This is a genomic window from Motilibacter deserti, from assembly GCF_011250635.1.
Taxonomy (GTDB): Bacteria; Actinomycetota; Actinomycetes; order Motilibacterales; family Motilibacteraceae; genus Motilibacter_A; species Motilibacter_A deserti.
In genome coordinates, this window is record NZ_JAANNP010000052.1 from 1 (window position 1) to 12,491 (window position 12,491).

At 74.3% G+C, this 12,491-nt stretch carries 10 protein-coding genes and 1 pseudogene; 4 read left to right on the forward strand and 7 right to left on the reverse strand.

All coding sequences use genetic code 11. From position 1 onward, the window contains the following. Positions 1 to 1,754 (reverse strand): acyltransferase domain-containing protein (locus tag G9H71_RS24020; protein WP_331273097.1); only part of this gene is annotated, 1,754 nt, incomplete at its 3' end. Positions 1,755 to 2,055: 301 nt separating this feature from the next. Between G9H71_RS24020 and G9H71_RS18365 the strand changes: the two genes are divergently transcribed. Together G9H71_RS18365 and G9H71_RS18370 are read left to right on the forward strand one after the other, a co-directional pair. Continuing rightward, positions 2,056 to 2,601: a nuclear transport factor 2 family protein gene (locus G9H71_RS18365; RefSeq protein WP_166284244.1), complete on the forward strand. Its 546-nt coding sequence runs from the start codon at positions 2,056 to 2,058 to the stop codon at positions 2,599 to 2,601. Between the two features lie 62 nt (positions 2,602 to 2,663). Then, positions 2,664 to 3,044, forward strand: a complete 381-nt coding sequence (locus tag G9H71_RS18370) for an acyl-CoA thioesterase (RefSeq protein ID WP_331273098.1) — start codon at positions 2,664 to 2,666, stop codon at positions 3,042 to 3,044. Positions 3,045 to 3,138: 94 nt separating this feature from the next. Here the strand turns inward: G9H71_RS18370 and G9H71_RS18375 are convergent, their stop codons facing one another. The 4 genes from G9H71_RS18375 to G9H71_RS18390 form a co-directional block, all read right to left on the reverse strand. Further along, positions 3,139 to 4,689, reverse strand: a complete 1,551-nt coding sequence (locus tag G9H71_RS18375) for a DUF7059 domain-containing protein (protein WP_331273099.1) — start codon at positions 4,687 to 4,689, stop codon at positions 3,139 to 3,141. After that, on the reverse strand, positions 4,686 to 7,007 hold the full coding sequence (locus G9H71_RS18380) for a sodium-translocating pyrophosphatase (RefSeq protein ID WP_166284246.1): 2,322 nt from the start codon (positions 7,005 to 7,007) through the stop codon (positions 4,686 to 4,688). Before G9H71_RS18380 ends, G9H71_RS18375 begins: the two co-directional genes overlap by 4 nt. A gap of 310 nt (positions 7,008 to 7,317) precedes the next feature. Then, on the reverse strand, positions 7,318 to 7,818 hold the full coding sequence (locus G9H71_RS18385) for an ATP-binding protein (protein ID WP_166284247.1): 501 nt from the start codon (positions 7,816 to 7,818) through the stop codon (positions 7,318 to 7,320). 18 nt (positions 7,819 to 7,836) lie between these two features. Continuing rightward, entirely contained in the window at positions 7,837 to 8,178 is a 342-nt protein-coding gene (locus G9H71_RS18390) for an STAS domain-containing protein (protein ID WP_166284248.1), read from the reverse strand. A 274-nt stretch (positions 8,179 to 8,452) separates the two neighbouring features. Here G9H71_RS18390 and G9H71_RS18395 point away from each other — a divergent pair, with 274 nt between their 5' ends. Continuing rightward, the gene (locus G9H71_RS18395; protein WP_407939776.1) at positions 8,453 to 10,918 is read left to right on the forward strand and encodes a DEAD/DEAH box helicase; all 2,466 of its coding nucleotides are present in this window, start codon (positions 8,453 to 8,455) and stop codon (positions 10,916 to 10,918) included. 230 nt (positions 10,919 to 11,148) lie between these two features. Continuing rightward, on the forward strand, positions 11,149 to 11,613 hold the full coding sequence (locus G9H71_RS18400) for a LapA family protein (protein WP_166284249.1): 465 nt from the start codon (positions 11,149 to 11,151) through the stop codon (positions 11,611 to 11,613). Between the two features lie 81 nt (positions 11,614 to 11,694). On the opposite strand, the pseudogene G9H71_RS25580 reads toward G9H71_RS18400, so the two are convergent. Further along, positions 11,695 to 12,045, reverse strand: a pseudogene (locus G9H71_RS25580) (Rv3654c family TadE-like protein); the annotation flags it as partial. After that, the coding region (locus G9H71_RS18410; protein WP_231135063.1) for a TadE family type IV pilus minor pilin at positions 12,042 to 12,491 on the reverse strand (450 nt) is incomplete at its 5' end. The gene G9H71_RS18410 and the pseudogene G9H71_RS25580, both read right to left, overlap by 4 nt.

Genomic DNA, 12,491 nt, shown 5'->3' on the forward strand with positions numbered 1-12,491 from the left:
ATCCGGCCGAGCGTCCCGTGGTCCGCGATGCGGAAGCCGGCCGGCAGCGGCGGGAGGGCGTACGTGTCCCCGACCCGGGCGAGCAGCTCGGTCTGCTTCACCGAGTCCACGCCGAGCTCGGCCTCGAGCTCGGTGTCCGGGGTGAAGACCTCCGGCGGGTACTCCAGCGCGGCGGCGTACATCGACACGAGCGTGTCGAGAACGTCCGAACGGTCGATCAGGGATACGGGCTGCTGCTGTCCGCTCACTGCCAGGACGTCGAGCCGAGCGCCGTCCCCGGGCGTGGCGGGCAGGGCCATCGGGCCGCCGACCTCGACGGACGCGACGACGGACGCGTTCGCCACGACGAGGTCCGCGATGCGGCCGAGCGTCCCGTGGTCCGCGATGCGGAAGCCGGCGGGCTGCGGCGGCAGGCCGAACTCGGCGCTCACCCTTGCCAGCAGCTCGGTCTGCTTGACCGAGTCCACGCCCAGCTCCGCCTCGAGCTCGGTCTCCGGCGTGAAGACCTCGGGCGGGTACTCCAGCGCGGTTGCGTACAGGGACACGAGCGTGGCGAGCACGGCGTCGCGCGACAGGGGCGCGGCGGACGGCCAGCCGGCGGGCGCAGGCTCCTGCGCGGCGGCCGCCACGAAGTCGTCGTACGCCCGGCGCACGTGGGCGACCACGCTCGGGGCGTGCGCGGCCCAGAAGCTCTCGGCGGCCTCCGCAGGCACGTCGGGAAGCAGCTGGCGCGGCACGCTCGCGACGGCGCCCGATCGCGGGCGGACGGCACCGGCCGCGTCGAGCCGGGCGAGGGCCGCCTCCCAGGCAGCCTGCTCGTCCCCCTGTCCCGGCAGCGGGGCGACGGACGGCACCGCCGGGTCGAGGACCCGGGCCGCGATGCGGGTGAGCGCCTCCAGCGGGCCGCACTCGACGAGCAGCCCGAGCCCTTCGCCCTGCAGCGCCTCGAGCCCCGGCCGGAAGGCGACCGGCAGCACCAAGTGGCTCGTCAGGGTGGCCACGAGGTCGTCGCGGTCGTCGTAGTAGCGGCCGAGGATCGGCGAGAACACCCGCGCCTGCAGCGGCCGCGCCTCGATGTGCCTGACGCGGCTCAGGAAGTCCGCTGCAGCCGGAGCCAGCATGGGGCTGTGGAAAGGGTACGGCGACTTCAGGCGTCGAACGCCGAGGCGCAGCGCCGGCGCGATCTGCGCGATCGTGTCGAGGGCGGCCGCCGGGCCGGAGACGACCGTCTGGGTCTGAGCGTTCTCCACCGCGACGACGGTGGATTCGTCGGCGAGCAGCGCGAGCAGGCCGCGCACGCGCTCCACGTCGGCCGACACGGCCAGCATGTAGGCCTCGGGCAGCGCAGCGGCGCGCAGCGCGAGCGCACGGTGGCAGGCGATCTGCGCTCCCTCAGCCACCGTGAAGACGCCTGCGCAGACGAGGGCGGCGATCTCACCCATGCTGTGCCCGACGAGGACGTCCGCGCGGAGCCCTTCGGCATCGAGGCATGCGTGCACCGCGATCGATGCGCCGACGATCGCCACCTGGAGCAGGTCCGGGGCATCCGCGAGCCATTCGTCGAGGCTGCGCGCCGGGCGGTCGAGCAGCTCGGTCGACAGCGAAGCCCCGAGCAGTTGCTCGCTGACGGTCGACATCTCGTCGAGGGTCTTGCGGATCTCCGGGTAGCGGTGCTGCAGGCCGCTCAGTGCACCGGTGTAGAAAGCGCCTTGGCCGGGAAAGAGCAACGCGGTCCGTGGCTCTGGAAGGTTCACCTCGAGGTCCCCTCGGTTGAGCATCGGGTCGACTGCGCACATGGTGCACGCGACGTCACGAGTACGGGTTACGGATAAATGAAGCTTCGACCCCTGTTATGGGCGAGAAGCGCACCGAGCGCTGACCCGAGCGGGATGACCGAGGACGTCCAGCGGCACGCCGAGAAGAACCCGGGCGACCGCCTTCGGATACATCCGGGCTACTTGACGTCCAGACACCGCGAGTTCAGCACGGTAGACACGCTGCGACCGCTTGTGCTTGCCTGTGAACGTCGACCTCGCCCAGAGTCAGGATCCGGCCATGTATCACCGCATCGTGCGCCGCAGGCTCCGGTCGTCGTTCGACGCCATCAACCGCGGGGACTACGCCGCCATCGTCCGGCAGTTCGGCCACGGTGCGGAGCACTGGTTCTCCGGCTCCCACACGCTCAGCGGACGCCGCACGTCCGCACTCGACATCCAGGCGTGGTACGACCGGCTCGCTGCCGTCTTCCCCGACCTGCACTTCGACATCACCAAGCTCGTCGTCGGCGGCTGGCCCTGGGACACCGTGGCGATGATCGAATGGGTCGACTTCGTCAGCGACGAGAGCGGCAGACGCTATTCGAACCAGGGCGTGCACGTCATCCGCTTGCGCTGGGGCAAGGTCGTCGAGCTGCACGTGTACTGCGACACACAACTATTGGCGAGCATCTGCGAGACCCTCGGGAGCCAGGGACGGTCGGCGGCTGTGGCCGAGCCGGTCGGCGCGTCCGAGCCTTTCGCCGAGGCCGCTGCCCGCGGGCAGCGCCGCGGGCTGCCCGCTCCGCGCAACGGGGACGCCGCCAGCCCCTCTCACGTCAACTGACTGACGCACTCGCTTTGATGCAACAGGGTTCCTGAATGACTCGTCATGTCTTCAGATGCCCCGTGCGGTGGCGCGACCTCGACGCCTATCAGCACGTCAACAACACAGCCTTCCTCGGCTTCCTGGAGGAGGCCCGCATCTCGCTCCTGCGCGGCCACGAGGCGCCCTCCGGCGCAGGACGCGCAGGCATCGTCGTCTCCCGCCACGAGATCGACTACCTCGCCCCGCTGAGCTGGACACCGGACGGCATCGACGTCGAGGTGTGGGTGACGCGGCTGGGAGCCGTGTCGTTCCACCTCGGCTACGTCGTCCGCGACGAGGAGCGGGTCTACGCCCGGGCCCGCAGCGTGATGGTCGCGTACGACCTCGAGGCGCGGGGGCCACGCCGCCTCACCGCCGCCGAGACGCAGCTGCTCGGCGCGGTGCTCGAGGAGGAGGACTGACCGCCCGCTCAGCGACCCCTCGACGCGGCGTTTCGGCCCACAGGCCCGAAACCACGGCCCGACCGCGGGCGCCGGCTCCGGAACGACAGCGGCCTCAGGCCGGCTCGAGCGTCCCGCAGCGCACCAGCTCGCGCAGCTCGCCCAGCAGCGGGCCGCGCAGCTCCCCCGTGTCCTGCTCGAGGACCTGTGCGACGGCGTCGACGAGCTGGCCCACCTGCAACGTGCCGTCGCTCGCCCCGACGAGCGCCGCAGCCTCCGTCGACACGGACGTCGCCGCGCGCTGCCCGCGCTGCTGGCGCAGCACGATCGTCTCCGGCTCCTCCGCCCCCGGCTCGCCGTGCTGCTCCTGCACCACGTCCTCGCGCACCCGCAGCCGCGCGCTCAGCAGCGCCTCGTCGTCGTGCGCGGTGAGCCAGGCGTTCGCCTCCACCCGGGCGCTCAACCACCACGCCGCCGGCTGCTCCACCGGGTGCGGCCAGTCGAGCACCTCCGAGCGGGCCGGCCCGCTGCCCCGTCGCCGCACCACGAACCAGCCGAACTCGACGGCCTCGACGCCGGCGTCCTCCAGCCCGGCCAGCCAACGGTCGTAGCGGTCGGTCGCGTCCGCCGCGCCCTGCTCGCCGGCGTCGCGCAGCCATGTCGAGACGTACGCCGCCGGGTCCTCCTCGTCACGTACGACGAGCAACGACTCGAACCCGTCCGCACTGGGCAGCCACCTCCGGGCCCGCTCGTGCGGCTCCTCCCCGCGCAGGCGTACCCAGTCCCCGATCATGACGAAGGTGCCGCCCTCGGCCAGCAGCTGCGGCACCTGCGCCAGCAGCTCGCGGCAGAGCGTGTCGAGCGGCAGGCCCGCGTCGCGGTAGGTGTGCACCTCCGGCGCGCCGATGACGAAGGGCGGGTTCGACACGACGAGGTCGAAGGTCTCGCCCGCCACCGGGTCGACGAGGCTGCCCTCGCGCAGGTCGAGATCGATCTGGTTCAGGCCCGCCGTGAGCCGTGCGAGCGCGAGCGCCCGCGCCAGCACGTCGGTGGCGACGACCTCGTCGGCGTGCCGGGTGAGGTGCAGCGCCTGGACCCCGCCGCCGGTGCCCAGGTCGAGCGCGCGCCCGACCCTGTCTCGTGGCGTGATCTGGGCGAGCGTCGCGCTGGCCCCGCCCACCCCGAGGACGTGGTCGCGCCGCACCTCGCGGGCGGTGCCGTCGAGCCGGCTGTCCAGGTCGCCCACGACGTACCAGCCGTCGCCGGGCGCGTCGTCAGCGCCGTACGGGCGGATGTCGAGCTCGGCGCGGACCTGCCCGTCGACGAGCGTCACCAGCCCGCCCGCGACCGCGGCGTCGAGCGGGAGTGCCGCCGCGGCCTCGGTCTCCGGGACGGGCTGCTGGAGCAGGAAGAGCCGCACGAGCGTCGTCAGCGGCAGCCCGGCGACCTCGGGGCGGGAGGTGCGCCGCCGCGCCGGCACGCCCTCGTTGCGCTCGAGCGCGGCCTGCGCCGCCGGGCCGAGCAGCTCGAGCACCGCGTCGGCGGTGTAGCCGGCCCGGACGAAGGCGGCGCGCAGCGCCCGGGCGTCGTCGTGCGACAGGGACGGGAAGGGCCGCTCGGCCCCGCCCGTCCCTGTCGTGGTGCTGCTGTGGGAGCTCGGCGTCACCGGGCGAGGCTAGCGGCCTCCGGCTCGGCGTTGCTCGTCGCGGCGGCGAGGCCGCGGCGGCGGCTGACGGTGACGGCGGCGACGATCACGACGACCGCTGCGAGCGCGATCGCCGTCCGTACCGCGGTGTTGGCGTCGTCGCCGATCGTCAGCTGGACGACGGCGGGCGCGATGAGCACGGCGACGAGGTTCATCACCTTGATCAGCGGGTTGATCGCCGGGCCGGCGGTGTCCTTGAACGGGTCGCCGACGGTGTCGCCGATGACCGTGGCAGCGTGGGCCTCGGAGCCCTTGCCGCCGTGGGCGCCGTCCTCGACGAGCTTCTTGGCGTTGTCCCACGCACCGCCGGAGTTGGCCAGGAAGACCGCCATCAGCGTGCCGCAGGCGATCGCGCCGGCGAGGTACGCCGCCAGCGCGCCGATGCCGAGGCCGAAGCCCACCGCGATCGGGGCCATCACCGCGAGCAGGCCGGGGGTGGCGAGCTCGCGCAGCGAGTCCCGGGTGCAGATGTCGACGACGCGGCCGTACTCCGGGCGGGTCTTGCCCGTCATGATGCCGGGGTTCTCGCGGAACTGCTTGCGCACCTCGTAGACGACCGCGCCGGCGGCCCGGGAGACCGCAGTGATGGCGAGACCGGAGAAGAGGAACACGACGGCCGCGCCGATGATGAGGCCGACGAGGTTGTTCGGGTTGGCGATGTCCAGCGTGAACCGCTGCTGCAGCGACTCGCTCAGCGACGCGAGGGAGACGCCCGTGTCGTCGACCGCGGTCTGCCAGGCATCGGTGTAGGAGCCGAACAGGGCGGTCGCCGCCAGCACGGCGGTGGCGATCGCGATGCCCTTGGTGATGGCCTTGGTCGTGTTGCCCACGGCGTCGAGGTCGGTGAGGATCCGGGCGCCCTTGCCCGTCACGTCGCCCGACATCTCCGCGATGCCCTGCGCGTTGTCCGAGACCGGGCCGAAGGTGTCCATGGCGACGATGACGCCCACGGTCGTGAGCAGGCCGCAGCCCGCGAGCGCGATCGCGAACAGCGACACGACCACCGACCCGCTGCCGAGCAGGAACGCGCCGTAGACCGCGGCGCCGATGACGAGCGCGGTGTAGACCGCGGACTCGAGGCCGAGGCTGATGCCCGAGAGGACGACAGTGGCAGGGCCGGTGAGCGAGGTCTCGGCGACGTCCTGCGTCGGCTTCTTGTCCGTGCCGGTGAAGTAGCCGGTCAAGGCGAGGATGACCGAGGCCAGCACGATGCCGAGGACGACCGCCACGATGGCGACGACGCGCGGGTTGGCGTCGCTGGTGGTGGCGTCGGTGAGCTCGGCGAAGGAGCCCGGCAGATAGACGAACGCCGCGATCGCGCAGAGGACGGCGGCGACCACTGCCGAGATGTAGAACGCGCGGTTGATCGCCGTGAGGCCGCTCTCGCCGGTCCGGGCCCGCGTCAGCAGGATGCCCAGCACCGCCGTGACCGCGCCGAGCGCCGGGACGATGAGCGGGAAGACCAGCCCCTCCTCGCCGAACGCCGCCTTGCCGAGGATCAGCGCGGCGACCAGCATCACGGCGTACGACTCGAAGAGGTCGGCGGCCATGCCCGCGCAGTCGCCGACGTTGTCGCCCACGTTGTCGGCGATGGTCGCGGCGTTGCGCGGGTCGTCCTCGGGGATGCCCTGCTCGACCTTGCCGACGAGGTCGGCGCCGACGTCGGCGGCCTTGGTGAAGATGCCGCCGCCGACACGCATGAACATCGCGAGCAGCGCCGCGCCGAAGCCGAAGCCCTCGAGCACGCTCGGCGCGTCCGCGCGGTAGATCAGGACGACGATGGCCGCCCCGAGCAGGCCGAGGCCGACCGTGGCCATGCCGACGACGCCGCCCGTGCGGAAGCCGACCCGCATGGCGTCCTCGGCGCCCTTGTCGCGCGCGGCGGCCGCGACGCGCACGTTGGCGCGGACGGCGAGCGACATGCCGAGGTAGCCGATCGCCGCCGAGAACGCGGCGCCGACCACGAAGAAGATCGAGCGGCCGATGCGTACGTCGGCGTCGCCCGGCAGCGCGAACAGCAGCAGGAACACGATCACGACGAAGACGCCGAGCGTGCGGAACTGGCGGTTGAGGTACGCCGCGGCGCCCTCCTGGACCGCCTTGGCTATCTCCTGCATGCGCGTCGTGCCTTCGGCGGCCGCGAGCACCTCGCGGCGGAACACGGCGGCAACGACGAGCGCGACGACGGCCACTGCCGCCACCACGCCCACGATCGTGAGGTTTCCGCTCGAGAGCGAGTCCACCGCGCCGCTGTCTGCGGCGATGTGTGGCCCGGGCATACGTCCTCCTTGACGTCGGCACGCGAACCCGGCGGCGGCTGCCACTCCAGGGCACGCGGGGGCTGCTGGCAGGCGGGCCCACCAGTGGCGCGGGAGTTTACGCGTACCGGGGCGGAGTCGCCTCGATCAGCCCGAACCAGGTGCCCGACGTGTCGATGTCAGCGCGCGGTGACACTGCGACAGCGCCGCGTCCCCGCCCGTATACGACGAGTGGCGCGCCGCAGAGCGGCGCGCCACTGGGTCGTCCGCCGGAGCGGTCGTGCAACGTGGGGCGGTCGGGGGCGGGCGGAGCCCTCCGGGACGTGGACCGCTAGGCCGTGGCCTGCGGCGCCTTGGCGGACTGTGCCTCGGCGGCGGCACGCTGCCCGTGGCCGCCGAGCGGCCAGGTCATGCAGAGGGCGAGGCCGTCACCGCGGCGCTCGACCGCGAGGTCGTCGACCAGCCCGCTGATGACCGCGATGCCGACGTTCGAGGGCAGGATCCCGCCGTCGAAGCCGTCGCCCGCGTCGGCGTTCTCCGCGGTCTCGGCGAGGTCGATCGGCGACGCGTCCGGGGCCTCCGGCGACGCCGCGTCGACGACCTCCACGCGGAACGATGTCCCCGCGTCGGTCAGCGCGAGCGTCACGGGGACGTCCGGGGCGTGCCGCTGGTGCAGGTCGACCGCGCGCGAGCACGCCTCGCCCACCGCGAGGCGCACCTCGTCCAGGACCGCCTCGTCGACGCCGGAGCGCCGGGCCACCGCCGCCGCGACCAGGCGTGCGGTGCGGACGTGGGCGGGCAGGGCGCTGAAGCGGACCGTGACAGTCGTCATGCTCGGACGGTCCACGGGTCAGTCGGTCGCAGCGAGGGCGTCCTCGACCGAGTCGTGGATCGGGAAGACCTTGGTCAGGCCGGTGATGCGGAAGATCTTCAGGATGCGCTCCTGGGTGCACACCAGGCGCAGCGAGCCGTCGTGCGCGCGGACGCGCTTGAGGCCGCCCACGAGCACGCCGAGGCCCGTGGAGTCCAGGAAGTCCACCCGCTCCATGTCGACGACGAGGTGGTACTTGCCGTCCGCGACGAGGTCGACGAGCTGCTCGCGCAGGCGCGGCGCCGTGTAGACGTCGATCTCGCCGCCCACCTCGACGACCGTCTTGTCACCCTCGGGGCGATTCGACAGGGACAGGTCCACGGATCCTCCATGCGTAACCGAGTCCGGATTGGGCTCCGAGCGCGTCCGAGCATTCAACCACCTTCGGCCGGGCCGCTCTCCCGGGGCCACCCCGGATGCACTAGTACGGGGTTGTCGACGGGTTGTCACTGCACATCCTCGGACAACCTCCCGGTCGGCGCGCCACCAGCGTCCGTCGGTGGCGTGAGGCACCCTGGAGGACGTGCTCGCAGACGTGCCCGAACAGGTGCCGGGACAGGTGCCGGGACAGGTGCCGGGACAGGTGCCGGGAGCCGTGCCCGCGGCCCGGGTCGCTGCTCGGGGCGCACAACGGCAGGACGGCCCGCTCGCCGCGCTGCTGCACGCGCCCGGGCGCGAGGAGTCGCTGACGCACGTCGAGCACGTCCCCGCCCGGTCGGCGCAGGAGGCCGAGTGGCCGGTGTGGGCCGCTCCCGAGCTGGTCGCGGCCTTCCGCGGCGCCGGGGTCGCGCGCCCGTGGAGCCACCAGGTCGAGACCGCCGAGCACGCGCACGCGGGCCGGTCGGTGATCGTCTCGACGGGGACGGCGTCCGGCAAGTCGCTGGCCTACCTGCTGCCCGCCGCCACGGCCGTGCTCGAGGGGGCGTCGGCCCCGTCGGGCCGCGGCGCGACCGTCCTCTACCTCTCGCCCACCAAGGCGCTGGCCAACGACCAGCTGCGCGCCCTGACCGCGCTGGGGCTGCCGCGGCTGCGGGCCGCGACGTACGACGGGGACACCCCCGGCGAGGAGCGGGCGCAGATCCGGGACTGGGCGGCGTACGTCCTCACCAACCCGGACATGCTCCACCGGACCCTGCTGCCCGGCCACGCGCGCTGGGCCTCCTTCCTGCGGACGCTGCGCTACGTCGTGGTCGACGAGTGCCACGGCTACCGCGGGGTCTTCGGGTCCCACGTGGCTTCCGTGCTGCGCCGGCTGCGCCGGGTCTGCGCCCGCTATGGCGCCGAGCCGACCTTCGTCCTGGCCTCGGCCACGATCGCCGAGCCGGCGTCCTTCGCCCGACGGCTGACCGGGGTCGAGACGGAGGCGGTCGCGCGCGACGGCTCGCCGCGGGGCTCGATGACCTTCGCCCTGTGGCAGCCGCCGCTGTCCGAGGTGCGCGGCGAGGGCGGCGTGCCCGTGCGCCGCACCGCGACGGCGGAGACCGCCGACCTGCTCACCGACCTCGTGGTGTCCGGCACGCGCACGCTCGCGTTCGTCCGGTCGCGCAAGGGCGCGGAGTCGGTGTCGATGCAGGCCCGGCGCAGCCTCGACGAGGTCGACCCCTCGCTGCCCGGACGGGTCGCGGCCTACCGGGCGGGCTACCTGCCGGAAGACCGGCGAGCGCTCGAGTCCGCGCTGATGAGCGGACGGCTCCTCGGCGTCGCGTCGACGAACGCGCTCGAGCTCGGCGTCGACGTCAGCGGGCTGGACGCGGTCCTCATCGCGGGCTGGCCGGGCACGCACGCCTCGCTCTGGCAGCAGGCGGGCCGCGCCGGTCGTGCGGGCCAGGAGGCGCTCGCCGTGCTCGTCGCGCGCGACGACCCGTTGGACACCTACCTCGTGAGCCACCCGGAAGCCGTCCTCGGCCGCCCGGTCGAGGCGACCGTCCTCGACCCGGAGAACCCGTACGTCCTCGCCCCGCACCTGTGCGCCGCCGCGGCGGAGCTGCCGCTGACCGACGCCGACGTCGCGGTCTTCGGCGCGGCGATGCCCGGGCTGCTCGAGGGCCTGGTCGAGCGCGGCCTGCTCCGGCGTCGTGCGACCGGCTGGTTCTGGACCCGGCACGAGAGCGCGGCCGCGCTCGCCGACCTGCGTGGCACGGGCGGGGCGCCGGTGCGCGTGGTCGAGGCGGGCACGGGGCGTCTGCTCGGGACGGTGGACGCCGCCGCTGCGCACGGGGCGGTGCACCGCGGTGCCGTCTACCTGCACATGGGCCAGGCGCACCTGGTCCGCGAGCTCGACCTCGAGGACGGGGTCGCAGTCGTGGAGGCCGCCGACCCGGACTGGACGACGTCCGCGCGTGACCGCACGGACATCCGGGTCGTCGCGGAGGAGGCGTCCTGCCCGTGGGGCGAGGCGACGCTGTCGTTCGGCACCGTCGACGTGACCAGCCAGGTGGTCTCGTTCCTGCGCCGCCGCGTCCTGACCGGCGAGATCCTCGGCGAGGAGCCGCTGGACCTGCCCGCCCGCCAGCTGCGGACCAAGGCAGTGTGGTGGACGGTGACGGACGAGCAGCTGGTGCGGGCCGGCATCGAGCCGGCCGACGTGCCCGGCGCGGCGCACGCGGCCGAGCACGCGGCGATCGGCCTGCTGCCGCTGTTCGCGACCTGCGACCGCTGGGACGTCGGCGGGGTGTCGACCGCCCTGCACGAGGACACCGGGCGCACGACCGTGTTCGTCCACGACGGCCACCCGGGCGGGGCCGGCTTCGCCGAGCGCGGCTTCGCCTCGGCGCAGCGCTGGCTCGGCGCCACCCGCGACGCGCTGCGGGCCTGCCGGTGCCCGGCCGGCTGCCCCGCCTGCGTGCAGTCGCCGAAGTGCGGCAACGGCAACGAGCCGCTGGACAAGGCGGCCGCGATCCGGCTGCTGGACGTCCTGCTCGCCGCCAGCACCGACAGCTCGGAGCAGGCGGCGGCGCTGCGCCCCGTCCTTGCGCCGGGGCTCGGGGCCGGCGGGGAGGCGGGCGTGACCGGCGCCGGGGTGCGCGGCGGTGCCGGCGAGCGGCCTGCCCGGATCGCCTGAGGGGCTGGCCGGGGCGGCGGGCGGCCGCGCGGATCGCTTGCGGCGGCGGGAGGCGGGCGGCCCGGGCGGATCGCTTGCGGCGGCCGGGAGGCGGGCAGCCCGCGCGGATCGCCCGCGGGACCGGGCGGGGAGGCGGGCGGCGCGGAGCCGTCACCCGCCCGTGCCCGCACTTTCGCGCATAGCGACGGCCCGCCCCGGGAACCCTCCGCTTCACCTGAAGGAGGACTCCTGTGATCGTCATCGCCATCCTGCTCATCGCCGTCGCGGTGGGCTTCGCCGTCGCTGTCGCGCTGCAGGCCACGGAGCCCGTCACCGTCGACATGCTCGGCGTCTCGGCCGACACGTCCTCCCGCGAGGTCTTCTTCGCCGGAGTGCTGGCGGCCCTGGTGTTCGGGGTCGGCCTCTGGCTGCTGAAGGCTTCGACGGCCAGGGCGCGCCGCAAGCGCCAGGAGATCAAGGACCTGAAGCGCGGTCGGCGTACCGAGGTGGAGCGGCTCGAGGCGGAGAAGGCCGAGCTCGAGTCCGCGCTGCGCCGCCAGCGCAGCTCGTCTCCTGCCGGCGACGCCGCGCCGACGCGCCCGTCCGGCGGCGCCAGCGCGGTGTCGGCCGACACTCGGGACGGGCGTACCGAGTCCGTCGACCTCACGGCGGCCGAGCGTGCGCGGGCGGCGGCGGGCAAGGACCGCGAGCGGTAGGCCGTACCGCTGGACCGGGCCGGCGAACCTGGAGCCCTGGGCGCCGTCGGGTAGCGGGGCGTACTCGCGCCCCGCCCGGGCTCGCCCCACCGCCACCCCCTGCCAGCGGGGCACCGGCACCTCGACGGTCACGTCCGCCAGGACTCCGGCTCCCGGCTCCACGGTCACCGCGCACGAGCTGACGCGGGAACCGTTCGCCCGCGCCACCTGCGCCGCCAGCGCGCAGCCGGCCTCCGCGCCGTCCGCAGGCTTGGCCACGGCCGCAAGCGCCGCGAGGTCTGCAGCGGCCGCGGCACGGTGCCGCGCGGCGACCGCTGACCCCAGGAGGGCCACGGTCGCCGCAACCGCGACGACGGCAGCGGCGCAGGCAACCACGACGACCGTCGCCATGCCGCGCTCGTCGGCCGGCGCTCGCCGCAATGCCCGAGTCATTCGCGCTGCCTTACGGCGGCCGTGACCGCGACAGCGTCCTGCTCCTCAACCGCCGCGACCGCGTCCGCGGCAAGCCGGACGGTCCCGAGCCTGCGCAGGATCCCGGGTGCGCGCAGCGCCGCCTCGACGCGTACGCGGACGACCCCGTCCTCGCCCGCGACGGCAACGCGCGCTCCCGCGGGTGCGAGGTCACGGGCCGCCGCCTGGACAACTGCCACCGCCTCGCCCCGGGCCGCGACCCGCGCTCCGGCCCGCGCCGCATCGACGCACCGCAGCTGCGCCACGCCGGTCATCACGACGAAGAGGACGGCGCCCAGCACGAGGCAGAGCGCGGGCAGGGCCAGGGCCGCCTCGGCCGTGACGCTCCCCCGGTCGGTCCGCGCCCGGTCGGTGCGCGCCCGGCCAGTGCGCGCCAAGTCGGTGCGCGCCAAGTCGGTGCGCGCCAA